Annotated in this window: 22 protein-coding genes; 13 read left to right on the forward strand and 9 right to left on the reverse strand. The window is 73.0% G+C overall.

The window, feature by feature from the left end; genetic code table 11:
- Window positions 1-131: 131 nt before the first annotated feature.
- A complete protein-coding gene (locus tag ACWEPX_RS15900) occupies window positions 132-1,130 on the forward strand; it encodes a GNAT family N-acetyltransferase (protein WP_451897900.1) in 999 nt (332 codons plus the stop codon).
- Here the strand turns inward: ACWEPX_RS15900 and ACWEPX_RS15905 are convergent.
- Together ACWEPX_RS15905 and ACWEPX_RS15910 are read right to left on the reverse strand one after the other, a co-directional pair.
- Window positions 1,127-1,987, reverse strand: a complete 861-nt coding sequence (locus tag ACWEPX_RS15905; protein ID WP_451897901.1) for a sterol desaturase family protein — start codon at window positions 1,985-1,987, stop codon at window positions 1,127-1,129. The two genes, ACWEPX_RS15900 and ACWEPX_RS15905, sit on opposite strands and share 4 nt — an antisense overlap.
- Before the next feature lie 27 nt (window positions 1,988-2,014).
- Complete coding sequence (locus tag ACWEPX_RS15910) at window positions 2,015-2,734, reverse strand: helix-turn-helix domain-containing protein (protein ID WP_451897902.1); 720 nt, start codon at window positions 2,732-2,734, stop codon at window positions 2,015-2,017.
- 131 nt (window positions 2,735-2,865) lie between these two features.
- Between ACWEPX_RS15910 and ACWEPX_RS15915 the strand changes: the two genes are divergently transcribed.
- The 3 genes from ACWEPX_RS15915 to ACWEPX_RS15925 all read left to right on the forward strand — a co-directional run bounded on the left by ACWEPX_RS15915 (window position 2,866) and on the right by ACWEPX_RS15925 (window position 4,978).
- Window positions 2,866-3,426, forward strand: coding sequence for a Chromate resistance protein ChrB (locus tag ACWEPX_RS15915; RefSeq protein WP_451897903.1), 561 nt, complete (start codon window positions 2,866-2,868; stop codon window positions 3,424-3,426).
- A gap of 5 nt (window positions 3,427-3,431) precedes the next feature.
- Window positions 3,432-4,580: an MFS transporter gene (locus tag ACWEPX_RS15920; protein ID WP_451898053.1), complete on the forward strand. Its 1,149-nt coding sequence runs from the start codon at window positions 3,432-3,434 to the stop codon at window positions 4,578-4,580.
- 140 nt (window positions 4,581-4,720) lie between these two features.
- A complete protein-coding gene (locus ACWEPX_RS15925) occupies window positions 4,721-4,978 on the forward strand; it encodes a hypothetical protein (RefSeq protein ID WP_451897904.1) in 258 nt (85 codons plus the stop codon).
- Window positions 4,979-5,031: 53 nt separating this feature from the next.
- Here the strand turns inward: ACWEPX_RS15925 and ACWEPX_RS15930 are convergent, their stop codons facing one another.
- The 3 genes from ACWEPX_RS15930 to ACWEPX_RS15940 form a co-directional block, all read right to left on the reverse strand.
- Window positions 5,032-5,559 (reverse strand): hypothetical protein, encoded by a 528-nt coding sequence (locus ACWEPX_RS15930; protein WP_451897905.1) that lies wholly within the window; start codon window positions 5,557-5,559, stop codon window positions 5,032-5,034.
- A 122-nt stretch (window positions 5,560-5,681) separates the two neighbouring features.
- Window positions 5,682-6,146: a RidA family protein gene (locus ACWEPX_RS15935; protein WP_451897906.1), complete on the reverse strand. Its 465-nt coding sequence runs from the start codon at window positions 6,144-6,146 to the stop codon at window positions 5,682-5,684.
- Window positions 6,143-7,201: a pyridoxal phosphate-dependent aminotransferase gene (locus ACWEPX_RS15940; RefSeq protein ID WP_451897907.1), complete on the reverse strand. Its 1,059-nt coding sequence runs from the start codon at window positions 7,199-7,201 to the stop codon at window positions 6,143-6,145. Before ACWEPX_RS15940 ends, ACWEPX_RS15935 begins: the two co-directional genes overlap by 4 nt.
- A gap of 172 nt (window positions 7,202-7,373) precedes the next feature.
- Here ACWEPX_RS15940 and ACWEPX_RS15945 point away from each other — a divergent pair, with 172 nt between their 5' ends.
- Together ACWEPX_RS15945 and ACWEPX_RS15950 are read left to right on the forward strand one after the other, a co-directional pair.
- A complete protein-coding gene (locus ACWEPX_RS15945) occupies window positions 7,374-8,618 on the forward strand; it encodes an Nramp family divalent metal transporter (protein WP_451897908.1) in 1,245 nt (414 codons plus the stop codon).
- A complete protein-coding gene (locus ACWEPX_RS15950; RefSeq protein WP_451897909.1) occupies window positions 8,615-10,267 on the forward strand; it encodes an amidohydrolase in 1,653 nt (550 codons plus the stop codon). The genes ACWEPX_RS15945 and ACWEPX_RS15950 overlap by 4 nt, the downstream gene beginning before the upstream one ends.
- On the opposite strand, the gene ACWEPX_RS15955 is transcribed toward ACWEPX_RS15950, so the two are convergent.
- On the reverse strand, window positions 10,268-11,080 hold the full coding sequence (locus tag ACWEPX_RS15955; protein ID WP_451897910.1) for an IclR family transcriptional regulator: 813 nt from the start codon (window positions 11,078-11,080) through the stop codon (window positions 10,268-10,270).
- A 107-nt stretch (window positions 11,081-11,187) separates the two neighbouring features.
- Here ACWEPX_RS15955 and ACWEPX_RS15960 point away from each other — a divergent pair, with 107 nt between their 5' ends.
- The 4 genes from ACWEPX_RS15960 (at window position 11,188) to ACWEPX_RS15975 (ending at window position 20,018) form a co-directional block, all read left to right on the forward strand.
- Window positions 11,188-12,969, forward strand: coding sequence for a gamma-glutamyltransferase family protein (locus ACWEPX_RS15960; RefSeq protein ID WP_451897911.1), 1,782 nt, complete (start codon window positions 11,188-11,190; stop codon window positions 12,967-12,969).
- A 330-nt stretch (window positions 12,970-13,299) separates the two neighbouring features.
- Window positions 13,300-17,796, forward strand: coding sequence for a CshA/CshB family fibrillar adhesin-related protein (locus ACWEPX_RS15965; RefSeq protein WP_451898054.1), 4,497 nt, complete (start codon window positions 13,300-13,302; stop codon window positions 17,794-17,796).
- A gap of 27 nt (window positions 17,797-17,823) precedes the next feature.
- A complete protein-coding gene (locus ACWEPX_RS15970; protein WP_451897912.1) occupies window positions 17,824-18,864 on the forward strand; it encodes a hypothetical protein in 1,041 nt (346 codons plus the stop codon).
- A 137-nt stretch (window positions 18,865-19,001) separates the two neighbouring features.
- Window positions 19,002-20,018: a hypothetical protein gene (locus ACWEPX_RS15975; protein ID WP_451897913.1), complete on the forward strand. Its 1,017-nt coding sequence runs from the start codon at window positions 19,002-19,004 to the stop codon at window positions 20,016-20,018.
- Window positions 20,019-20,076: 58 nt separating this feature from the next.
- On the opposite strand, the gene ACWEPX_RS15980 is transcribed toward ACWEPX_RS15975, so the two are convergent.
- Window positions 20,077-20,484 (reverse strand): hypothetical protein, encoded by a 408-nt coding sequence (locus tag ACWEPX_RS15980; RefSeq protein WP_451897914.1) that lies wholly within the window; start codon window positions 20,482-20,484, stop codon window positions 20,077-20,079.
- A 203-nt stretch (window positions 20,485-20,687) separates the two neighbouring features.
- Here ACWEPX_RS15980 and ACWEPX_RS15985 point away from each other — a divergent pair, with 203 nt between their 5' ends.
- The 3 genes from ACWEPX_RS15985 (at window position 20,688) to ACWEPX_RS15995 (ending at window position 23,032) form a co-directional block, all read left to right on the forward strand.
- On the forward strand, window positions 20,688-21,128 hold the full coding sequence (locus tag ACWEPX_RS15985) for a hypothetical protein (protein ID WP_451897915.1): 441 nt from the start codon (window positions 20,688-20,690) through the stop codon (window positions 21,126-21,128).
- Window positions 21,129-21,309: 181 nt separating this feature from the next.
- Window positions 21,310-22,011 (forward strand): SDR family NAD(P)-dependent oxidoreductase, encoded by a 702-nt coding sequence (locus ACWEPX_RS15990; RefSeq protein WP_451897916.1) that lies wholly within the window; start codon window positions 21,310-21,312, stop codon window positions 22,009-22,011.
- A gap of 160 nt (window positions 22,012-22,171) precedes the next feature.
- Window positions 22,172-23,032 carry a universal stress protein gene (locus ACWEPX_RS15995; protein ID WP_451897917.1) on the forward strand — a complete coding sequence of 287 codons (861 nt, stop codon included), beginning with the start codon at window positions 22,172-22,174 and terminating at the stop codon, window positions 23,030-23,032.
- Window positions 23,033-23,217: 185 nt separating this feature from the next.
- Here ACWEPX_RS15995 and ACWEPX_RS16000 read toward each other — a convergent pair whose 3' ends face one another.
- A complete protein-coding gene (locus ACWEPX_RS16000) occupies window positions 23,218-23,892 on the reverse strand; it encodes a response regulator (protein ID WP_451897918.1) in 675 nt (224 codons plus the stop codon).
- On the reverse strand, window positions 23,889-25,034 hold the full coding sequence (locus ACWEPX_RS16005) for a sensor histidine kinase (protein WP_451898055.1): 1,146 nt from the start codon (window positions 25,032-25,034) through the stop codon (window positions 23,889-23,891). Before ACWEPX_RS16005 ends, ACWEPX_RS16000 begins: the two co-directional genes overlap by 4 nt.
- Between the last annotated feature and the right edge of the window lie 6 nt (window positions 25,035-25,040).

The raw sequence follows: 25,040 nt of genomic DNA on the forward strand, positions 1-25,040 counted from the left end.
ATCGGTACCAGCACGCGATGCGGAACTGCGTAGGCGAGCGGTCGTGATGGTTGGTTGGCTCGCGCAGGAGATAGGCGTGGGAAGGCGAAAGCGCCTGGTCTGACTGGGGCGGTTGGTGCCAGCCTAGGGGTATGACGCAGGTGACCACGAGCTTGTTCGATGCCGCGACCGCTGAGGAGGGTGATCTGCGGGCGTGTTATGCGGTGATCGCCGCCAGCGCCGTTGAGGATGGGAGGGAGAGGCCCTCGTATGAGGGGGCGATGCGGCGGTTGGCGGAGCCTGCGCCCGGGGTGGCGCAGTCGGTCACGCTGTTAGGGCGGGTCGATGGGGTCGTGGTCGGGTTGGGCTCGGCGTTGTTGCCCGGGGAGGAGAACGCGCATCTCGCTCCTGCGTGGATCACCGTGCACCCCGAGTACCGCCGCCGCGGGGTGGGCACGGTGTTGCTGAAGGCCCTGCTGCCCGAACTCGTCGCGCAGCAGCGCGTCGATGTGGAGGCGTGGGGGGTTGCGAAGGACGGGGTGGGGGAGGAGTGGGCGCGCGGCCGGGGGTTCGAGCGGATTCTGGAGACCGTGTTCCAGCAACTCGACCTGACGACCGTGGACCGGGCCTTGTGGGACGTCGATACGCCCACGGGGTTCTCGGTGACCAGGTGGGTCGGCAGTGCGCCGGAAGACCTGCTGCCGTCGTACGCCCACGCCCGGACCGCGATGGCTGACGCTTCGTTCGGCGATTCCAGCCACGTGGCCCCCGAATCGACCCCGGAGCGGATCAGGGCGGCTGAGGTGGGCAAGCGGCGCGACGGGGTGGAGCACCGGGTGGTGGTGGCCTTGGACGCGGCGAGCGGGGAGGTCGTCGGGTTCACCGAAGTGGACCTTCGCCCTGGTCAGGAGGTCGTCGCGCACCAGGGCGACACCGCTGTCCTCCGCGGTTTCCGCGGGCATGGGCTGGGCAGGCTGATGAAGTCGCGGATGGCCTCCTGGATCGCGGCGGAGTGCCCGGAGCTCACGACGGTGGAGACGAGCACGGCGTCGACCAACGCGCACATGATCGCGGTCAACGAGGCGATCGGCTATGCGACCACCCGCAGGCGCGTCGTGCTGAGGGCGAAGGTGGAGGCCCTGATCGCCTAGTGGTCCTTGCACGCGCCGCTGGGGCGGAAGGGCTCGGCGAGTTGGGCGAGGTAGGTGGCGGGGTAGTCGGGCTTGGCGGCCATGCCCAGGTCGGCGCTGGTGAAGGCGCGGCGGGGGTCGTAGGAGTAGGTGCCCAGGAGGTGGTCCCAGAGGAGGGTGAACAGGCCGAAGTTGACGTCGCCGATGCCTGCCCACTTGAGGTGGTGGAAGCGGTGGGCCTGGTTGAGGGCGAGCACCGCGCGCAGCGGTCCGACGCGGTAGTCCACATTGGAGTGTTGCAGGAGCAGTTGCACGGCAACGCACAGGGCGAGCGCGTAGGCGACTTCGACGGGCATGCCGAGCACGACCAGGGGTGCGACGCCCGCGGCGGTCTCCAGGGTTTGGTGGACGGGGTGCTTCATCAAGCCGTTGAAGCCGTAGGAGCGCTTGATGCTGTGGTGGACCGCGTGCAGGCGCCACAGCGCGGGCAGCTTGTGGCTGGCCAGGTGGACCAGGGTGATGCCCAGGTCGGCGACGAGCACGGCGGCGAGGACCTGCAGGACGAACGGCCACTCCCGGGGCCAGGCGCCCTCGATCGAGGCGATGGCGGTGATCAGGGGGAGGGCGGCGACGCCTGCCAGGGTGAGGGTCTCGTTGACCAGGGCGTGGGCCACGTCGCGGCGGTCGTCGTCGTGCGGGGTGTTCCAGTCGGCGTGGTAGGGCAGGAGGCGTTCGGCGGTGAAGGAGAGGGCGATGGCGAGCAGCAGGAGGCCGATCAGCCAGAGCTTGGACCCACCGCCCGCGACGACGGCGATCCCGGCGCCGTTGATGCCCAGGAGCATGAGCGGCACGTAGCCGTACCGGATGAGAGAGCGCATGCGGTGACGATGCTGCCTCGGCTGCCGTCAGGGCTTGAACGAACTCGCTGAGATCGTCACCCCGCGCGCGAGGTGGGAGGGGGCGAGGCCGAGCATCTCGTGGCAGGCGCGGGTGAGGTGGGCGCCGTCGGCGAACCCGGCGGCATGGGCGGCGTCGGTGATCGTCCCGCCGCGTCGGAAGTGGTCGATCGCCCGGTGCAGGCGGATCCAGCGGACGTAGGCGCGGAAGGGCAGCCCCAGTTCCTCGGTGAAGAGGTGGCCGAGCCGGGACGCCGAGATCCCGACGGCGGCGGCGAGGTGGTGGAGCCGGACGGGGCCGTCGAGCAGGCTGGGCAGGAGGTCGATCGCGGCGCGGAGCGCGGGGTTCGGCGGGTCGGGCGCGGTTGCCTGGAGCAGCGCTCCTACCGAGGCCGCGTCGCCTGCGGCTTGCGCCCATGCCGCGGCGGAGGTGGTGGGCAGGCCGGTGTCCCGGACGCGGCGGGTCAGGGCGCGGCCGAGGTGGTCGTCGGCGTCGACCCAGGCGAGCACTCCCTCGGCCGCGCCCAGCAGCTCGTGCTCGACGCCGGACGGGATGATCGCGGCCCTGACCTGCACGGCGACGCCTGATCCGTCGCGCACGGCCAGGGGCTCACCGCGGCTGACCACGATCTGGACGGCCGCGTGCCGGTGCGGGCGGGCGGCGCCGACCTGGCCCGTGTAGGTGAAGCGGCCGGGGCGCAGGGCTGCGGTGCCGTGCCAGGCCGTCACCGCGGGGTACGCCTGAAGGTCGCTGCCACGGTTGTCTCCCTTCCAGGTGGTGGGTCGATCCCCGGCGTGCAGTATGCACCGTTGTGGGTGTTGCGGCGGCCACCGCTGAGCGAGTAACGGGTGTTACATTGATGAGCGTGACCGACGTTCGGTGGCTGATTCTGGTGATCAAGGTGCCCGCGGAGCCGTCGCGGCACCGGGTGGCGGTGTGGCGGGAGCTGCGCAAGGTCGGGGCGCTGTCGCTGGGGCAGGGCAGCTGGGCGGTGCCGGAGGTGCCCGTCTTCGCCGAGGGGGTGCGGCGCGCGCTCGAACTCGTCGAGGCCGCGGGTGGCCAGGGCTTGGTGTTCCAGGCCTCCGGGCGGTCGGAGCGGGACGCGGCGGGGGTGCGGGAGCTGTTCACCGCCGCGCGTTCGGCTGACTGGGCCGAGTTCCTCTCCGAGTGCGACAAGTTCGAGCAGGAGATCGCCAAGGAGGTCCGGACGGCCAAGTACACCTTGGCCGAGCTGGAGGAAGAGGAGCAGAGCCTCGAACGGCTCCGCCGCTGGCACCGGGACCTGACCGCCCGCGACGTCTTCGGCGCTCCCGAGGCGGTCGAGGCGGGCGAGCGGCTCAAGCGGTGCGTCGAGGTGTGCGAGGACTATGCCTCCCGGGTCTTCGCCGCGCTGCACTCGACCGAGGTGTGGGGGAAGTGACCGTCATGTGGCCCCTGTACGCGGCGGGGTTCACCACCGCGTTCGGGGCGCACGGCATCGCGGCGAACCTGGGCGGGTTCTCCGCGGACGCGGTCACCTCGCTGCTCGTGCTCGGCGGGCTGCTCGCGCTCTACGACGGCGCCGAGGTCCTGCTCAAGCCGGTCTTCGGCAGCCTCGCCGACCGCATCGGCGCCAAGCCCGTGCTCCTGGGCGGCCTCGTGGCCTTCGCCGCCGCCTCCGCGCTGTACGCCGTCGCCGACACCCCCGGCTGGCTGTGGGCGGCCCGCCTCGGCCAAGGCGCGGCGGCGTCGGCGTTCTCGCCCTCGGCCTCGGCGCTGGTGGCCCGCCTCAACCCGGCCGCCAGACGCGGGCGCGCGTTCGGCGGGTATGGCTTCTACAAGTCCATCGGCTACACGCTCGGGCCGCTGCTCGGGGGCGTCTTGGTGTGGGCGGGCGGGCTGCGCCTGCTGTTCGCGGTGATGGCGTTGTGCGCGGCGGTTGTCGCCGTGTGGTCGGCGGTGGCGGTGCCCCGGGTGCCGCCGCTGCCGCGTCAGCGCCAGACGGTGGTCGACTTGGCGCGCAGGCTGTCCCAGCGGTCCTTCCTCGTCCCGACCGCCGCGCTCGCTGCGGCTACGGCGGCGTTGTCGGTGGGGGTGGGGTTCCTGCCGGTGTCGGGGGCGGCGGCTGGGCTGGGCACGGTCGCCACGGGCGCGGCGGTGTCCGTTCTGGCTGCCGCGGCGGCTGTCGTGCAGCCGATGGCGGGCCGCGCGTTCGACGCGAACCGCCTGACCACGCGCGTTGGGTTGATCACCGGTCTGCTCGTCACCGCCGTCGGGTTCGCCGCTGCGATGCTGCCCGGGCTGGTCGGGGTGCTGGCGGCTGCCGCGTTGATCGGCGTGGGCACGGGCCTGGTCACCCCACTCGGCTTCGCCGCGCTGGCCGCGTCGACTCCGGAGGAGCGCATGGGGCAGACGATGGGCTCAGCCGAGCTGGGACGCGAACTCGGCGACGCGGGCGGCCCCCTGCTCGTCGCCGGAGTCGCCACGGCCACCACCCTCACCGCCGGCTACGCCGTCCTCGCCGTCTTGCTGGCCATCGGCCCATTGCTCGCGTTGCGACCACGGCCGGGGCAAGTGCGTGCTCAGCAGCAGTAGTGTGCGCCGGAGTTCGAGACAGTGGAGTGTGCCGTCAAGTGAAGTTCTTTAGGCGTCGTCGTAGGGATGAGTGCAACGCAGGCTTGTCGAGCAGCGATGGGTCGGTGCGGATCAGCGTCACCGCCAGGTGGGACTTCCACGTGGCAGATCCGGATGAGGCCGTGCGGGCGATCCGCAGGCGTCTCGCGGAGCGGACCGGTCGGCACGAGAGCGAGATCGCCGCGCACACGCGGGACATCGGCATGGCGCTGCTGGCGCTCTTCGAGGAGGAGGGCTGGGATACCTCCGCCTACACGGAGCTGGGGCTCGAAGACGGCGGGTCGGGGGCGAACTCGAATGCCGTCGACAAGACGCTGTACGAGATGGACGACGACGAGCGCATGGAGTCCGGCTTCTAGGCGGTGACGGCGTGCGCCGGCCCGGCCAGATCGCAGGCCGGACCGGCGGGGCGTTACGCCTTGCCGACGTAGATTGCCTTGTCGGCGTTGAAGGTGGGCTGGAGGACGAGTTGGAGTTCGCCGGGGTTCTTGCCGACGGAGAACGCCATCTCGGTTCGGAAGGTCTTGCCGGGCAGGACGGTGCCGCCCATGTCGAGGCCGGGGCCGCAGCCGCCGCCGGAGTCGAAGACGTCCTCGGCGGCGGCGCCGTCGAACTGGGCCTCGGTGCCGATGGACAGGGCTCCGGCGTTGAACTCCTCCTCGGTGCCGTTGATGACGGTCACCGTGACCTTCACCGCCCGCTTGATGCCCTGGGGCATGGCCATCTCGCCCGGCTTGCACGCGACCGGCTCGGACACCTCGACGGCCAGGCCGTCGGGCCAGGTGTAGCGCTCGCCCCAGGTGGCGGTGCCGTCGTCGGCCTGCTCCTCAGCGGGCGCGGCTGCCGAGCCCGGGCTGACCCTCCCTTCCTCCTGGGCGGGCGCGGCGCAGCCCACGAGGGCGGCGGCCAGAGCGGCAACGGCAACAGCAGTACTACGCACGATCAATCCCTTTCGGCAGCTCCCCCGAGTTCGCCAGGACCATCGGCGGCGGCCGCCTGCCGCTACCCCGATTCACCCGAATGGCGGAGGCCGCTCGGCGAGCACGCCGATGCCCATGCAGATCAGGATGTCTCGACCGCGGCGATGACGTCCAGTTCGACGGGGGCTCCCTGGGGGAGGGAGGCGACGCCGAGGGCGGAGCGGGCGCTCTTGCCCGGGGGGCCGAAGGCGGTTTTGAAGACGGCGGTGGCGGCGTCAGCGACCTGGGGGTGGTCGGTGAAGGTCGGGGTGGAGCGGACGTAGACCGTGAGGCGGGCGATGGCGCGGATGCGGTCCAGGCCGACGGTCATGTGGATGGCCAGCAGGGCGTTCAGGGCGGCCAGTTCGGCGCTGCGGCGGGCGTCCTCGATGGACAGGTCGTCGCCGCAGCGGCCGGTCCAGACGGGATGGCCGTCGCGGGTGCCGGTTTGGCCGGAGACGAACAGCAGCTCGCCGACCTGGACCGCCGGGCGGTAGGCGCCGAGGCGGGTGGGGGTGGGCGGCAGGACGAGACCGGCGGCGGCCAGGCGGGATTCGGGGGTGGTCATCGGGCCGTCCAGGTGCGTAGGGCTGGTTCGAGGCGGGTCATGCCGTCGGCGGAGGGGATGGTGAGGCGGACGGCGTCGGGGATGCCGAGGTCGCGGCCGGGGCGGGCGGCGATTCCGGCGTCGGCGAGGTGCTTGACCAGCAGGTCGCTCGCCGGGGTCAGGACGAGGATGAAGTTGCCCTGGGACTCGACCGGCTCCAGGCCCGCGGCGCGCAGCAGGGCGGTCAGCTCCTCGCGGCGCTCGACGATCTCGCGGACCCGGGCGGCGGTCTCCTCGGTGTGCGCGAGGGCGAGCACGCCGAGGTGCTGGGCGAGGGCGCTCACCGAGAACGGCAGCCGCAGCCGTTCGACCTGGGCGGCGATGTCGCGGTGCGCGATCAGGTAGCCGAGGCGGACCCCGGCCAGCGCGTGCGCCTTGGAGAACGTCCGCACGACGACCACCCGGGGTTCGCGGACCGCGCGGGTGGCGGTGTCCAGCCGGGGGCCGGTGGTGAAGTCGATGTACGCCTCGTCCACCACCACCGCGCGTGACTGGCTGGTTTCGATGAACTCCGCGAGCGCGTCGGGGGACACCACCGTGCCGGTGGGGTTGTGCGGGTTGGCGATGAAGGCGAGGTCGGCGGGCACCGCGGCCATCGCCGCCAGGTCGTGCCGCCAGTCGACCAGGGGCACCTCGGTCACCGCGGCGCCGAGGCGGCGGGCGCACATGCCGTAGAGCGCGTAGCCCGGCGCGGCGGTGACGATGCCGCCGGTGTACGCCGCGTACGCCTGGATCAGCAGGTGGATCAGCTCGTCGGAGCCGTTGCCGACCACGACCTCGTCGGGGTCGACGCCGTTGGCCGCGGCGACGGCCGCGCGCAGCCGGTCCGCGCCCGCGTCCGGGTAGCGGTGGACGTCGAGGTCGGCCAGGTGGGCGGCCGCCCGGCCCAGCCAGGCGGGGGCCGACGGCGACTCGTTGGACGCGAGCCTGCCCGCGGGCGGGGCGGCGGTCGAGCCGGAGCGGTAGCGGGGGCTCGCGGCGAGCCACGGGCGCGGTTCGGGAGCGGCGAGGGGCATGGCGACCATGCTGGCAGCGCGGACCCGCAACCGTGACCACGGCTAAGCCGCCTGGTGTGCCACATCTGGCACAGGTATGGGTCCACTGCGGATGACGCAGCTCACCTCCTGGTGCGAGTCTTCCGGCATTCTTCCGCAGCGCACCGCGCCGCCCCGTCCGCAGGAGGGTTCTGTGAACGTCTCGTCCACCTCGGGGGATCGTCGGCAGTCCCGCCGGCCCAAACCAGCGTTCGTCCGCAAGCTGCAGTACATCGGGCCGGCGTTCATCGTCGGCGCGCTCACCTTCGGGCCGGGCAACGCCGTGTCGTCGGCGACCCTGGGCGCGGAGTCCGGGTACGACGTGCTGTGGCTGCTGGTCATCTCCAGCCTGCTCATGATCGTGTTCACCGACATGGCCGCGCGCATCGCCATCAGCTACCCGGTTTCGATCATCCAGGCCATCAAGGACCACATCGCCAAGCCCGCGGGCGTGGTCGCGGGCGCGTGCTTCTTCGTCCTCGCCGTGACCTTCGGCGCGGCGAGCATGATCGGCGCGTCGCTGGGCCTGCAGGTCATCACCGGCGTGGACATCAAGCCGCTGGCCGCGATCTGCGCGGTGGCCGCGGTGCTGCTGCTGTGGAGCGGCGGCGCGTACAAGCGCATCGAGCAGGTCATGATCGTCTCCATGGCGATCATGGCGATCGCCTTCATCGCCACCGCGGTCAAGGTCGGCCCCGACCTGGGCGACATGGCCGCGGGCCTGATCCCGTCCGAGGTCCCGGGTGGACTCGTCGCGGCCTTCGCGCTGCTGGGCACCAACCTCTCGCTGTACTCCGCCTTCTACATGGCGTACACGTTGCGCGACAAGGGCACCACGCGCGCGGACTACGGCACGACCACCCGGTACGACACCATCCCGGGCGCGCTGCTGCCCGGCATCCTCACGATCGCGATCATCGCGTCGGCGGCCACGGTCATCCCCGGGGCCACCATCGAGTCCGGCCACGACATGGTCGACATCCTGCGCCCGGCGCTGGGCTCGGCCGCGGTCGTGGTGTTCGCCCTCGGGCTGTTCAGCGCGGGCTTCTCCTCGGTGATGACCGGCGTCCCCGGCGGCCACGTGCTGGCCGACGCGGTGGGCTTCGGCGACCGGCTCGACCAGCGCAAGGTGCGGATCATGGCCACGGTGGCGATCGCCGGGTCGCTGGTCCTGGTGATGATCTTCGGCGGCGCGCCCATCCAGCTGATCCTGGTGGCCAACGCCGCGACGCTGATCCTGTTCCCGCTGCTCGCGGCGTCGATCCTGTTCCTGGCCACCCGGCGCGGCGTGATGCGCGACCTCACCAACCGCTGGTGGCAGACGGCGCTGGCGGTCATCGGCCTGGCCGTGGTGCTGTGGGGCGCCTACCGGGTGGCCGTGGAGCTGATCAGCCGATGACTGCGGAGGTGCAGCGGCCCGTCGACCTGGCGATCCTCGACGCCGACGTGCTGACCCTGGACGAGCGGGTCCCGCGGGCCCGGGCGATCGGGGTCCGCGGCGGCCGGGTGGCCGCCGTCGGCGACGAGGGCGACGTGCTGGCCCTGGCGGACGACGCCACCCGGATCGTCCGGGCGGGCCGGGCGACGGTGGTGCCGGGGTTGGTCGACGGGCACGCGCACCTCGACCGGGAGGGCCTGCGCGAGGTGTTCCCCACCTTGGCGGGCCTGCGGTCGCTCGATGCGGTGCTGGCCAGGATTGGCCGGCTCGCGGCAGATCGCCCGGCGGGTGAATGGCTGGTCACGATGCCCTTGGGCGACCCGCCGTACTACGAGGACCCGCCGGGCGTCCCGGACCGCTGGCAGCTCGACGCGGTCGCGGGCGGCACCCCGGTGTTCATCCGCCCGATCTGGGGCTACTGGCGGCACCGGCTGCCGATCACCTCGGTGTTCAACTCCGCGGCGCTGCGGATCCTCGGGCCGGGCTTCCTGCGCCGGTGCGAGGAGTTCGCCGACGTGGAGCGGGACGCGGGCGGCGAGCCGACCGGGCGGGTGCACGAGCGGGTCTTCGAGCCCACGCTGGAGCTGATGCTGCCCGACGGCATCGGCCGCTTCGACCAGCGCACGCGCCGGGCCGCGCTGGCCTCCTCGATGCGCCGCTACGCGGCGGTCGGCACGACCGGCGTGTATGAGGGGCACGGGGTGGTGCAGGAGGTGGAGACGGCCTACCGCGAGCTCGCGGACACCGGTGCCCCGATGCTCCGGGCCCGGCTCCCGCTGAGCCTGCCGTGGCTGTCGAGCACCGCGGCGGAGCGGGCCGCGCTGCGGTCGGGGCCGGTGCGGCGGGTCGCGGGCCGCGGGGACGGCGACGACCGGCTCCGGTTCGTCGGGCTCAGCCTGGGCTCGGCGCACGGCGGGGCGGGCCGCGACCTCCGCGCCGCGGCCCGCCCGTACACCGGGTGGGCGGGCTTCGACTACGAGTCCGGGCTCACCGGCGCCGACCTGCTCCACGAGCTGGTCGAGTGCGCCCGGGCGAAGGTGCAGGTCGCGGCGATGACCCCGGACATGCTCGACGTGTACGAGCAGGTCGACCAAGTCGTCCCGCTGCGCGGCCTGCGGTGGGTGCTCGGGCACATCAACGTCCTGTCGCCGCGCGACATCGCCCGGATCAAGCGGCTCGGCCTGGTCGTGACCACCCACACCAACCGCTACCTCTACAAGGAGGGCTCGATCGGGGAGCGCGCCGAGGGCGGCAGGCCGGTGCCGCTGCGCTCGCTCATCGAGGCGGGCGTCCCGGTCAGCCTGGGCACCGACAACGTGCCGATTTCGCTGTTCAGCCCGGTGTGGCACGCGACGGCCCGGTGCACGCGCGACGGCGTGGTCGTCACCCCGGAGGAGCGGATCAGCAGGCTGGCCGCGCTGAGGTGCGCGACCGCGGGTGGCGCGGCGCTCACGTTCGAGGAGGGCTGGCGCGGCCGGCTGGTCCCGGGTTACGCCGCCGACCTGGCCGTGCTGAGCGACGACCCGCTCTCGGTCGAGGAGTCGCGGCTGCCCGCGCTGCGCTCGGTGCTGACCGTCGTGGGCGGCCGGATCGTCCACGACGAGACCTGATCAGGCGCGCCGGTGGACCGGACTCCCGCTGAGCCTGGTGGTCAGCCCGTCGGCCGCCTCCCGCACGGCCCCGGCGACCCGCACGACCTCGGCGGCGGAGAGGTTGTCGTAGTAGCTGACCCCGACCGCGGCGATGGGCAGGCCCTCGTGGTCGAAGACCGCCGCGGCCACGCACGAGACCTCCTCGGTCGTGGAGCTGCTCTCGACGCTGTAGCCGCGGGCGCGGTCGGACCGCAGGATCTCCCGCAGCTCGGACAGGTGCCGGGGGCCGCGGCCGGTGCGGGTCACCAGCTCGCCCGGGCGCCAGAGGATCGCCCGCACCTGCTGCGGGGTGTGCTGGGCCAGCATCGCCCGGCCCATCGCGGTCAGGTGGGCGGGCAGCCGCACGCCGACCGCGGTGACGAACGGGCGCGCGGGCTCGTCGGTCGTCTGCTTGAGCAGGTACAGCACGTCGCTGCCGTGCAGGACGCCCAGGTGCGAGACCATCCCGGTGCGCCGGGTCAGGCGCACCAGCAGCGGGCGGGCCGAGCGCTCCAGCACGCCCGAGCGCAGGTAGCCCGAGCCGATCTCGAACGCGCCGATGCCGATGCCCCACAGCTCATCCTCGGGCAGGTGCACCACGAAGTACATCCGCTGCATGACCCGCAGGATCCGGTAGAGCGAGGAGCGGGGGATGTCGCAGTCCCGCGCGATCGTGCCCGCCGAGACGGGCTTGGCCCGCTTGGACAGGTAGGTGAGCACCCGCAGGGTGCGCAGCGTGCCGATCTCCCCGGGCGAATCGCCGCCCGGTGCGCGTCCCGTGGTGTCGTCCATGCCGGGGGATTGTGGCAAACAACGCGCTCACCTGCGATAACGCCAGCGTGACGGCGGGGTCGCGCGCGGTGGCCAGGAATTGGGAACGAGACAGAGGAGTACCGCAGGTGTTCACCACCCGACCCACCCTGCAGGGCACGTTCGGCATGGTCGCCTCCACGCACTGGCTGGCGTCGGCCGCCGCGATGGCGGTGCTGGAGGACGGCGGCAACGCCTTCGACGCCGCGGTCGCCGCCGGGTTCGTGCTGCACGTCGTGGAGCCGCACCTGAACGGCCCCGCGGGCGAGGTGCCGATGGTGCTGGCCCCGGCAGGCGGGCGGCCGGTGGTCCTGTGCGGGCAGGGCCCGGCGCCAGCGGGGGCGACCATCGAGCACTACCGCTCGCTGGGCCTGGACCTCGTGCCCGGGACCGGCCCGCTGGCCTCGGCCGTGCCCGGCGCGTTCGACGCCTGGATGCTGCTGCTGCGCGACCACGGCACGCGGCGGCTGGCCGACGTGCTCTCCTACGCCATCGGGTACGCCGAGCACGGGCACCCGGCCGTGGAGCGGATCGGCGGCACGGTCGAGACGGTGCGCGAGCTGTTCGAAACCGAGTGGACCGCCTCGGCCGAGCTGTACCTGCCCGGTGGCCGCTCGCCCGAGCCGGGCGCGCTGCTGCGGAACCGGGCGCTCGCCGGGACCTGGCGGCGGCTGATCCGGGAGGCCGAGGCCGCGGGCGCCGACCGGGACACCCAGATCGAGGCGGCGCGGCGGGTGTGGCGGGAGGGCTTCATCGGCGAGGAGCTGGCCGCCGCGGCCGGGCGGGCGGTGCTGGACACCTCGGGCAGGCGGCACGCAGGCACGCTGACCGGGGACGACCTGGCGGCGTTCTCGGCCTCCTACGAGGAGCCGCTCGGCTACGACTGGAACGGCTGGACGGTGTGCAAGGCCGGACCGTGGACCCAGGGGCCCGCGTTCCTCCAGCAACTCGCCCTGCTGCCGGACGACCTGGGTGAGGCCGGGGGCGCGGAGTACGTCCACACCGTGGTCGAGGGCGCCAAGCTCGCGATGGCCGACCGGGAGGCCTGGTACGGCGATGCCGCCGAGGTGCCGATGGCGGAGCTGCTGGGCGTGGGCTACAACGCCGTCCGGCGTCAGCTCGTCGGGCAGGCGGCGTCGCTGGAGCTGCGGCCGGGCCGCCCGGGCGGGCGGGAGCCGCGGTTGAGCGGCCACGCCCACGGCGACGCCGCCGATCGGCCCGCCGCGGCCGGGACGGGGGAGCCGACCGTGCTCGCCACCGGGGCCACCCGCGGCGACACCTGCCACCTGGCCGTGGTCGACCGGCACGGCAACCTGGTCTCGGCGACGCCCAGCGGCGGCTGGCTCCAGTCCAACCCGGTGATCCCCGCGCTCGGCTTCCCCCTGGGCACGCGCCTGCAGATGACCTGGCTGGAGCCGGGCCTGCCCAACTCGCTCACCCCCGGCAGGCGCCCGCGCACCACGCTGTCCCCGTCGCTGGCGCTGCGCGACGGCGAGCCGGTGATGGCGTTCGGCACGCCGGGCGGGGACCAGCAGGACCAGTGGAGCTTCAACTTCTTCCTGGCCGTGGCCCGCCGTGCGCGGGTGCGGGGCCAACTCGACCTCCAGGGCGCGATCGACGCGCCGAACTGGCACACCGACAGCTTCACCAGCTCGTTCTACCCGCGCGCGATGCTGCCGGGCAGCCTCACCGTGGAGAGCCGGATCGGCGAGGAGACGATCGCCGGACTGCGCAGGCGCGGGCACGCGGTGACGGTCGGCGGAGCGTGGTCGGAGGGCAGGCTGAGCGCAGTCGCCCGCGATCCGCGAACCGGCGTGCTCTCGGCAGGCACCAACGCCCGCGGCATGCAGGGCTACGCCGCGGGTCGCTGAGACAGGAGGAGGGTGGCCAGGGCTGGGCCGAATGGGATATCCGATGTGGACTGCTGCCCAGGCCACCCGCGGCCTGGGCGGCTCGACCGGGGTCGCGGATCACGGGCGGTGTTCGGGTCTTCCTCCGCAGCTAAAGGAGGCCGCAAACACCAAAATGGTGATCACGCAAGGGTTTCCGCTCGGCGGAGGCACCGCAGTCGACACGTGCGGGTGAGAAGCGGGTCTTCGGGTGGCAGGGCGGTCCGGGAGCCGATGCACTGACCAATTGTGGCGCGTGCGACGGGGATAGCTGGGCGGGTTGCTCTCGTTGTGGCAGTTCTGCTTGGCGTGGTGGGGGTTCCGGCGGCGCGGGGGGAGTTCGCGACGGGGGGTGCTGGGCGGTTCATCCAGGCGATCGACTGGTTCTCGTGGGGCGCGCACGGGGAGGTGATGCCCGCTGGGGGGTTCTCCCGGACGCAGACGCGGACCGTGGGGCGCAACACGATCGCGGTGACCTGCACGGTGTCGGATGTCGTCAGCAACTCGGCGAGCGGGCCGAATCTGGTCGCCTACCGGCCCGGCACCTACCACGGCGACGGGTTCGACGACATGTACAACATCGGGGGCACCGGGACCGCCAACCAGCTGGTGGTCGGGCTGTCCACGAGCCTGCGCACGGTCAGCTTCGACTTCGACTGCTCGGCGACGCTCGACGGGGCGCCCTTCCCGCTGGCCGGGCTGGTGCTGGCCGACGCCGAGCAGATGAACAGCCTGAACCTGGAGTCGATCCAGGCCACCATCGCGCCGTCGGCCACCTGGCGGATCATCGACCGCTACCGCTCGCCGGGCTGCACCGGGCAGACCGAGCTGACCCGCTCGGCGGACAACGCGCTGCGGATCGGCAGGTCGACCGTCGAATGCACGGCCGGGCCCACGGTGGTGGCGTTCATGGACGGCGCGTCGTCGGCTGCGGTCCAGTTCACCGGCTCCGGGACGACGGCCATCGCGCTGGGCGTCGTGCTGTCCCTGGACCACGGGGACGCGCCCGCCAGCTACGGCGGGGCCGAGCACCTGGAGCAGTACGGGTTCGCGGGCGGCACGGTGCCGACCGGGGCGATGGTGCCCTCGTACAGCCCGGACCTCACCCTGGCCACCTCCGCCCAGCCGCCGGTCCGGCTGGGCGCGACCGTCGACCCGGAGGACACCTCCCACACCAGCGCCGACGCGACCGGGGACGACACCAGCGGCAACGGCGTCTTCGGCCCGCCCGACGACGAGGACGCCATCGCCGCCCCGGGCACGGTCCAGGTCGTCCCCGGCGGCGCGTACGCGCTCACCGGCGTCGCCTGCTCCGGCACGGCGACCGTGGCCGGGTGGATCGACTGGAACCACGACGGGGACTTCGACGCGGGGGAGGGGTCGGCCCCCGTCCCGTGCGACGGGTCGGTCGACCTGTCCTGGACCGTGCCCGCCGACGTCCAGCCCGCGCTGGCCGAGCCCACGTTCCTGCGGCTGCGCATCGCCGCCGACGCCGCCGAGGTCCGCGCGCCGACCGGCGTGGCGCGCTCCGGCGAGGTGGAGGACTACGCGCTGCGGGTCGCGGTGCCGACCATCACGGTCGTCAAGTCGCTGCCCGGCCGCGTCGACGGCGACGACCAGTTCACCGTGGCGGTGACCAGGGACGGCAGCCCGGTGGCCAGCGCGACCACGACCGGCGAGCAGACCTCGGCGACGGCGGGCCCGGTGGCCGTGCAGCCGGGCGGCGGCTACCGGATCACCGACACCGCGGGCCCGGGCACGAACCCGGCCGACTACGTGCCGTCCATCGCCTGCGTCGAGACCCTGACCGGGCGCGCGGTGACGCCCTCCGGCGCGTACCCGGAGTGGGTCCTGCCCGCGGTCGACGCCGACGACCAGGTCCGGTGCACCGTGGTGAACACCCTGGCCCGGCCCTCGATCCTGCTGGTCAAGGACGCCGGTCCGCTCACCGACGTGGACGGCGACGGCCCCGACGCGGGCGACACCGTCGAGTTCACCTTCACCGTGACGAACTCGGGCAACGTGCCGCTCGACCCGGTGGCCGTCGTCGACTCGAAGGTCGGCCCGGTGCCCTGCCCCGACGGCCCGCTCGCGCCGCGCGAGTCGATCGTCTGCGGCCCGGTGGCCTACCCGACCACGCAGGCCGACGTCGACGCGGGCACCGTCGCCAACACCGCGACCGCGACCGGGACCGCGCCCTCGGGCGCGGAGGTGACCAGCACCGACTCGACCACCACGCCGATCCCGGTCCGGCGCGCGATCCTGCTGGACAAGGCGGTCGGCGCGGTCTCCGACGCCGACGGCAACGGCCCGGACGCGGGCGACACCCTGACCTTCACCTACGCGGTCACCAACACCGGCAACGTCTCGCTCGACCCGGTGGTCGTGGACGACCCGGTCGTCGGCCCGGTGACCTGCCCGGCAGGCCCCCTGGCCCCCGGGGTGACGATCGCGTGCGACCCGGTGACCCGGCCCCTCACGCAGGCCGAGGTCGACGCGGGCGTGCTGGCGAACACCGCGACCGCCACCGGCACCGCCCCCGACGGCGGCACCGCGACCAGCACCGACCACACCACGACCTCGATCGCGGCGGTCCCCGCGCTGTCGCTGGCCAAGGCGGCGTCCGCGGTGTCCGACGGGGACGGCAACGGCCCGGACCCGGGCGACACCATCGCCTACACGTTCACCGTCACCAACACCGGCAACGTGACCCTTGATCCGGTGGTGGTGGATGACCCGACCGTCGGCCCGGTGACCTGCCCGAGTGGTCCGCTGGCCCCCGGTGACTCGGTGGTGTGCACCGCGACGCCCTTCTCGCTGGATCAGGCGGACGTGGACGCGGGCGAGGTGGTGAACACCGCGCAGGCGCGGGGGACCGCGCCGTCCGGGCAGGAGGTGACGGACGAGGACACTGTGCGGGTGCCGGTGGCGGCCGAACCGTCCATCGGGATCGTGAAGGTCGGCTCGGCGGTCAGCGACGGCGACGGCAACGGCCACGACGTGGGCGACACCATCGCCTACACGTTCACCGTGACCAACACCGGCAACGTGACCCTCGACCCGGTGGCGGTGGACGACCCGACCGTCGGCCCGGTGACCTGCCCGGGCGGCGCGCTGGCCCCCGGGGCGTCGATCGAGTGCATGGCCGCGCCGTACCCGCTGACGCAGGCCGACGTGGACGCGGGCGAGGTCGTCAACACGGCCACCGCGACCGGGCAGCCGCCCTCGGGCGGCCCGGTGACCGCGACGGACACGGCGACGGTGGCCATCGTCCGCGCACCGCTGATCGGGCTGACCAAGGCCGTGAGCGCGATCAGCGACCTCGACGGCAACGGGCTCGACGCGGGCGATGCGGTCACCTACTCGTTCACGGTGACCAACACCGGCAACGTGACCCTCAATCCGGTGACGGTGGACGACCCGACCGTCGGCCCGGTGACCTGCCCGGCAGGCCCGCTCGCGCCCGGCGCGTCGATCGGCTGCACGGCCGCGCTGCACCCGCTGACGCAGGCCGACGTGGACGCGGGCCAGGTCGCCAACACCGCGACCGCCAGCGGCACCGATCCGACCGGGGCCGTCGTCACCGCCGAGGACAGCGCGACCGTGCCCATCCCGGTGGTCCGCGACATCCTGCTGGACAAGACGGCCAGCGCGGTGCGCGACCTGGACGGCAACGGCCCCGACACCGGCGACACCATCACCTTCGGCTTCGCGGTGACCAACACCGGCAACGTGACCCTGAATCCGGTGACGGTGGACGATCCGACCGTCGGTCCGGTGACCTGCCCGGGCGGCCCGCTCGCGCCCGGCGCGTCGATCGAGTGCACGGCCGCGCCGTACTCGCTGACGCAGGCCGATGTGGACGCCGGGGCGGTGACCAACACCGCGACCGCGACCGGGATCGACCCGTCCGGCGCGCCGGTGTCGTCCTCCGACACCACCCGGACGCTCATCGACTCCGCGGGTGCGATCCACCTGGTGAAGACCGTGGGCGCGGTCGCCGACACCGATGGCAACGGCGCTGACGCAGGCGACACGGTGTCCTACACCCTGGTCGTCACCAACACCGGGCCGGTCGTCCTGCACGCCATCACCGTCGTGGACCCGATGCTGGGCGAGGTCACCTGCCCGGCCGGGCCGCTCGCGCCCGGGGCCTCGGTCACCTGCACCGCACGGCCGTACACCGTGACGCAGGCCGATGTGGACGCCAGGAAGATCGAGAACACCGCCGTCGCCACCGGGATGACCCCGGGCGGGCAGGTCGTCACCGACACCGACAGCGCGATCGTGCCGCTGCCCGCGATTGCGGTGCTGCGGTTGCACAAGGCCGCAGCCCTGGACGACGCCAACGGCGACGGCCTGGCCAACCCCGGTGAGACGATCGCCTACACGTTCACCGTGACCAACATCGGCGCGGTCACGGTCACCCGGGTCGAGATCGTGGACCTGAAGCTCGACCAGCCAGCGCGCTGCCCCGCCACCCCGCTGGCCCCCGGGGCGAGCCTGGTCTGCACGGGCACCAACACGGTGACCCTGTTCGACGTCATCGACGGCCGGGTGACCAACCTCGCCGTGGCGAAGGGGCGCACGCCCGACGGCATCCCGGTCCTCTCGCCACCGGCCACCACGACCGTGCCCGCCAAGGGGCCCGGGCTGCCGATCCCGCCGCCGCTGCCGGGCCTGCCGGAACCGCCGGTGCACCTGCCGCCGACCGGCTCGGCCGTCGGCACGGCCCTCCTGCTCGGCCTGCTGTTCCTCGCCTTGGGCGCCGGGAGCGTGTTGGCCACCCGCAAGCGGCGGGAGCCGTAGCCCGCGCATTCACTACAGTGGGTGGGGGTGCGTTCGGAGGGGCGGGTCGAGATGTCGTATGGGGCGCGTGTGGCTGCTCATGGCGCTGTTTCCGCAGCCCTGGCCAGCCGCAGCGAGGACGAGTTGGCCGACCTCGTGGAGCGGGCCGCGCCCCTGGGGGCGGGGATCGGCGGGACGTCGGCGCTGCTGGAGGTCGACGGGGTGCCGGTCTTCGTCAAGCGGGTGCCGCTGACGGACCTGGAGCGGCGGCCGGAGCACGTCGGGTCCACGGCGAACGTGTTCGGGCTGCCGTCGTCCTGCCACTACGGGGTCGGGCTCATCGGCGCGCCGGGCTTCGGGGCCTGGCGGGAGCTGGCCGTGCACACGATGACGACGGAGTGGGTGCTGGCAGGCGAGCACGAGGGCTTCCCGCTCATGCACCACTGGCGGGTGCTGCCCCACCCCGGGCAAGCGCTGCCGGAGGAACTGGCCGATGTGGCGGCGGCGGTCGCGTACTGGGGCGGCGGCCCGCAGGTGCGCGCCCGGATCGAGGGCCTGCGGGACGCCTCGGCGAGCATCGCGCTGTTCCTTGAGCACCTCCCGCACAACCTGCACGACTGGCTGGCCGACCGGATCAAGGCGGGCGAGGACGACTCGGCGGCGGTCGAGCGGGAGCTGCTGGCAGGCACCGCGTTCATGAACTCCCGCGGCCTCCTGCACTTCGACGTCCACTTCCAGAACATCCTGACCGACGGCCAGCGCCTGTACTTCGCCGACTACGGCCTGGCGATCTCCTCGCGGTTCGACCTGTCCGATGAGGAAGCCGCCTTCTTCGCCGAGCACCAGGCCTACGACCGCTGCTACAGCGTCACGCACCTGGTGATCTGGCTCGTCACCGAGCTGTTCGGGTACCGGGGCGAGGAGCGCAGGGCGTTCGTGCGCGCCTGCGCCCAAGGGGAGCGGCCAACCGGAATTGCGCCCGACGCCGCAGCCGTCATCGCCCGCCACGCTCCGGTTGCGACGGCGATGACGGACTTCTACCACAGGTTCCAAGTGGACAGCCGAGAAGCGCGGTTCCCCATCCCGTAATCGGTGGCGGTCTGTGTCGCAGCCACCTGATCGGTGGACCGCCGTCGGGAGACTTACGCGCGAAGTTTGCGATCTGCAACCGTCATGGCTGTCGATGCACCATCGACTCCATCCCTTCCCGAGTAGGGAGTTTCGCCATGAGTCGCAGACACGTCCTGCCCGCAGTCGGCGCAGTGCTGCTCGCCCTCACCGCCGTGCCAACCGCTTCTGCCGGTGTCGAGGCCGCGTGCACGGTCAACGGCGTCGAGCAGGAGGGTCCGGTCATCACCGGGACGACGGGTGACGACCGCATCGAGTGCACCACCACCTACACCGTCAGCGGCGTCAACGGCCTGGAGGGCAACGACACGATCATCACCAGCGTCAACAACGTGACCATCGACGGCGGCCCCGGGAACGACGCGATCCAGGCCGGGACGAACACCGGAACGATCGTCGGCGGCCCGGGCAAGGACGCCATCCGCGTCCAGAAGCAGGGCAAGACCGTCCTCGGCGGTGATGACGACGACGAGATCACCATCACCGAGACCGTCTACACCAGCGGTCCGGTCACCCACGGCGAGGCGGGCAACGACACCATCAAGGTGGGCCTGATCCGGGTGACCGCGCGGGTGACCGGCGACGGAGGCGACGACATCATCGAGGTCGGCACCAACGAGTACGACTCCGAATACGACAAGGGCATGGTCTACGGCGGCGTCGGAGCCGACCGCATCACCGTGACCACCAACAAGGGCGAGGTCTACGGCGAGGACGGCAACGACGTCCTGACCGTGCCCACCGGCGGCTACAACGTCGGGCTCATCGATGGCGGTGCGGGTGCCGACACCTTCACCATCGCGGAGAACCGCTACGAGAACAACCGGTTCGGCACGATCGCGGGCGGTCCTGGCGCCGACAAGATGGACGTCGCCAACAACGTAAGCGCCGTGATCAAGGGCGGCCCGGAGGACGACGTCATCTACGTCGACAGCAACCGCCAGACCACCGGCCTGCAACGCCCGACCATCTACGGCGAGGACGGCAACGACACCATCACCGTCAACCGCAACGAACTCGGCAGCACCACGATCAACGGCGGCGCGGGCACCAACACCTGCCAGCTGAACTCCCCCTACAGCCCGGTGACGACCGAGCTCACGAACTGCTCGTAGCGCGCGAAGCGCCCGCGGCGGCAAGGGCCGACCCCCTTGCCGCCGCGGGCTTCCCGGCTCAGCTGACGGTGAACGTCGTCTTGACCGGCCAGCCGTTGCAGTCGTAGGCGGCGGTGTAGGCGCCCGGGGTGGCGGTGGCGTGGCCGCTGCCTTCGAGGGCGGTGCCGATGCCGGTGCCGCCGTCGCCGACGTGCCGCAGCTCCACCGGGCTGGCGAAGCCTGCCGAGCGGGCCTGCGGGTCCCAGGGGATGTTCTGGCCCAGGCAGTAGATGCTCACCGTGAGGGGCTGGCCGGGGGCCAGCGCCGAGGGGCTGACCTTGATCTCCGGTGGCCGCGTGTCGGCCTGGGCCGTTCCCGCCGTGCACAGCACGACGCCCGCTATCGCGGCTGCCACGACCGGCTTGGTGGACACAAAGGACTTGTTGCGCTTCATCTGCTCGACCCCCAATGGCAGAGTGGTGCTCACCCGTTCCAGCACACCACCGAGTCGACCGGGGCAGGGCGACAACCATACGGGTGAGTGAAGGCTGTCACCCGAACGGCGCAGGGTGATGCGGAGCGATGGCCGGTATGCGCGGCTGGCGGCCGTTCGGTCGATTTCCGCGGGGGCTGCGGACCGCGAAGCTGAGCACAGCACGCCGGACGTCCACCCACTGAAGGGAACCGCTCGTGCGAAGACTGCCTCGCGCGCTCTTAGGCGCCCTCGGAGTCCTGTCCCTCATCACCGTGGCCCCGCCCACTGCGGCGGTCGCCGCGACCACCGCCATCGGCGGCGGCTTGCAGTGCACCATCTACCCGTACCGGACCTACCCGCCCGTCTACAGCACCAACTGCCTCTCACCGCGGCCGTCGTACAGCTCCACCATCCACTTCAAGGTCCTGGCCCCGTCGCCCGCCTACACCTACTCGTGGTCGCTGAGCGGGGCGCCGCTGCCGTCGACCTGCAACTCCACCGCATCGACGTGCACCGTCGCGGTGAACACCACCCGCGTCGACCGCTTCGTCACGGCGGTCGTCACCGTCTCCGGCAACGGCGAGTCCAGCCAGTTCACCTCGGAGGGCTGGGCCTTCGCCGCCTGCCCCGGCCCGACCGGCGTCGAGTTCTGCTGATCGGCGCGTCCTGCCGCGCCTGCGGCCGGGGTGGCGGCGATGGCCCTGGCCTCGCCGCCCCTCGGCGCCGCCCGGGGTGCGCCGACGTCGGACGTCCCGTTCGATGGGGACGTTCGACCCTCTTCAGCCGCGAGGAGCGGCGCGAGGCTGGGGTGTGCCACCGGACGCCGAGGAGACCACCATGCCCGACCTGGACGGGACGACCGCGCTCGTGACCGGGGGTGCGCGGGGCATCGGGCGCGCCGTGGTCGACGCGCTGGTCGGCGCGGGCGCGACCGTGCTGGTCGGCGACGTGCTGCCCGAGCCTGCCGACCTGCCGCCGGGGGCGGGCTACACCCGCCTGGACGTCACCTCCGAGGATGACTGGCGCAGGGCCGTCGCCGCCGCGCCCGGACCGGTGGCGCTGCTGGTCAACAACGCGGGCATCGTGGCCTTCGGCGGGATCGCCGAGCAGGGCCTGGAGACGTTCCAGCGGGTCATCGACGTGAACCTGACCGGGGCGTGGCTGGGGATGAAGGCGGTGTTCCCGGTGATGCGGGCCGCGGGCGGCGGGGTGATCGTCAACATCTCCTCGACCGCTGGGCTGGTCGGGTCGGCGAACCTGGGGGCGTACACCGCGAGCAAGTGGGGGCTGCGCGGGCTGACCAAGACCGCGGCGCTGGAGTTCGCCGACGCAGGCGTCCGGGTCTGCTCGGTCCACCCCGGACCGATCCGCACCCCGATGACCGAGGGGTACGGCGACGCGATGACCGCGGGCCAACCCATCGCCCGGCTGGGCGAGCCTGCCGAGGTCGCTAGGATGGTGCTCTTCATCGCCACCGAAGCCACCTACAGCACCGGCTCGGAGTTCGTCGTCGACGGCGGCGCGGCCCTGCGCCGATGACCACCGGACGCCACCGGCCCCGCTTCGCCGTGCCATCCGCTGGGGTCCTTCCTCTGCGCGTGCGGCGCGTCGAGGCCGTCGCGTTGCCCGGTCCTGCGGGTCGGTGCACCTGCCCACCAGCACTCCCTGCGCTGTTGCGCACGACTGGAAAGGACCAGTGATGAACGAGATCCTTGCCGCTGTCGATGGTTCGGACGCTGCGCTCGATGCGGTGCGGTGGGCGGCACGTGATGCCGCGTCCCGCGAGCTGCCGTTGCGGCTGCTGCACGCCTACCCGCCGCCCCCGCCCCGGCTGCCCGCCGCCGCGGACCCCGACGACCGGTGGGTCTCGGCGATGACCGAGCACGCCGACCACGTGCTCGCCGAGGCGGCGACGACCGCGCGGGCTGCGGCCCCGGGGGTCGTGCCGATCCTGGACAAGCGGATGGGGCAGCCGTCGCAGGTGGTTGTGGAGGCCACCCGGGGCGCGCGGGCCGTCGTGCTGGGCAGTCGGGGGCTCGGCGGCTTCCGGGGGCTGCTGGCCGGCTCGCTGGCGATGACATTGGCAACGCACGCCCGGTGCCCGGTCGTCGTGGTTCGGGGCAGGCGTGACCGGGGGCCGGTGGTCGTCGGGGTGGATGGGTCCGAGGCGGGGGAGGCGGCGCTGGCGTTCGCCTTCGAGGAGGCCGCCCACCGCGGTGTCGACCTGCGGGCCGTGCGGACCTGGCTCGACACCGCCTACACCGGCGGGTGGTACCCGCTGCCCGTGCTGATGGACTGGGAGGCCGTCGCCGAGGACGAGCGCAAGTTCCTCGCCGACCGCCTGACGAACTGGACCGAGAAGTATCCCCAAGTCCACGTCGAACAGCGCGTCATCCGCGACCGCCCAGCCCGCGCCCTGCTCGACCACGCCGAAGACGCCCAACTGCTGGTCGTCGGCAGCCGAGGCCACAGCCCCCTCGCAGGCGTCCTCCTCGGCAGCACAACCCAGGCCGTCCTCCACCACGCCGAGTGCCCGATAGCCGTCGTCTCCCCGCACTGACCACACACCCTCACCGCCTGGCACCGGCCCTGGTGGATCTGCGGCCGGTGGCCCGGTATGTGGTGGAGGGCGCCGGAGCGACCGGAAGCATTCTCCCCGGACACGCCGTTGTCGCCCCTTCACGTCGTTCGCCGTCTGGACGCGACAGCCCGGTCATTCCTACCTGGCCGTTCCTGGGATAGGCGTCAGGCCCGGGGGTCGGGGGTGGTGCCGGGGGTGATGAGGCCGGATTCGTAGGCGAGGGCGACGAGTTGGGCGCGGTCGCGGGCGGCCAGTTTGGTGAGGAGGCGGCCTACGTGGGTGCGGGCGGTGGCGGGGCTCATGTGCAGGGTGCGGCCGATCTCGGCGTTGGACTGGCCCGCGGCGACCTGGGTGAGGACTTCCCGTTCCCGGGCGGTGAGGGTGGCTAGGGCGGGGATGGGGCGCGGGGTGGGGCTCTGGGCGGCGGCCTGCATGACGCGGCGGGTGATGGTGGGGGAGAGGAGGGCGTCGCCGCGGGAGACGATGCGGATGGCGGTGCGGAGGTCGTCGGGGGTTGTGTCCTTGAGGAGGAAGCCCGCGGCTCCCGCGCGGATCGCGTCGAGGATGTTCTGGTCGGTGTCGAAGGTCGTGAGGACGATGACCTGGACGTGGCGCAGGTCGGGGGTGGCGACGATGCGGCGGGTGGCGTCGATGCCGCTGCCGTCGGGCATCCGGATGTCCATCAGGACCACGTCCGGGCGCTCCCGCGCGACCAGTTCGACGGCGGGCGCAGCGGCCGCAGCCTCGCCGACGACGGTGATGTCGTCGGCGCGTTCCAGCAGGGCCCGCAGGCCCTCGCGCACCAGGTGCTGGTCGTCGACGACCACGACCCGGATCACGGCCGCGCCCCCGTCGGGATCCGGGCCGCCACGACGAACCCCTCCCCGGGCCGCGACCGGGTCGACAGGTCGCCGCCGAGCAGGGCCAGGCGTTCCCGCATGCCGACGAGCCCCCAGCTCGCCGCCTGGTCGCCCGGTTCCGCGCCGCGGCCGTCGTCCGTGATCCTGATGAGCACCGTGTCCTCGCCGTAGTCCAGCTCCACCCGCACGGTAGTGGCCTCGGCGTGCCGCAGCACGTTGCTCAGCGCCTCCTGGACGACCCGGTACGCGGTCGCGTCCGACACCGCGGGCAGGGGGACCGGCCTGCCGGTGGTGCGGACCCGCGCGTCGAGCCCCGCCGCGGTGGCGGTGGCGAGCAGGTCGCCGAGCCGGTCGAGACCGGGAGGCGGCACGGGGTCATCCGCCTCGCGCAGGGCGTGCAGGGTGGCGCGCAGTTCGCGGCCGATGTCGCCGCAGGCCGCGCGGGCGGCGGTCAGGGAGCGCTCCGCGGTGTCGGGGTCGTCGCGCAAGGACTCGCGGGCCACGTCGGTGTGCAGGGAGATCACCGACACCGTGTGGGCGAGCAGGTCGTGCAGGTCGCGTGCGATGCGCAGCCGCTCCTGCTCGACGCGCCGCGCCGCCTCGCGCTCCCGCTCCAGGTCGGCGGCGCGGGCCTGCTTGGCCAGCTCGGCGCGCCAGCCGCGGCGGGACCGCAGCCCGTCGCCGAGGGCGATGACCGCGGCCATGAGCGCGGCCGAGGTGGGGATCTCCAGGCCGAGCAGGAAGGCCGGGTCGTCGCCCTGGCCGATCCGCACCCCGGTCGAGATCGCCAGCAGGGCCGCCGCGGTGCCGACCGCCCAGCGCAGCCGCCCGTGCTCGGCCGCGGAGAACAACGCGGCGGCCACCGGCACGGCCAGGCCGATCGGCGGGTAGGACAGCGCGTAGTAGCCCAGCAGGGCGACCGCGGTGATGACCAGCGTGGGCACCGGCCAGCGGCGGCGCACCAGCATCAGCGCGCCGAACACGGCGCCGAAGGCGTAGGCGGGCAGCGCGGGGGCCGCGGGCGGCCCGCCGATGTTCGCGGTGATGGCCGTGCCGACGGCCACCAGGACGATCATGGCGAGACCGAGGTCGACCGCGAGCTGCTTCCGGTCGTCGGCGATGGCGCA

The sequence above is a fragment of the Actinokineospora sp. NPDC004072 genome, from assembly GCF_053604195.1.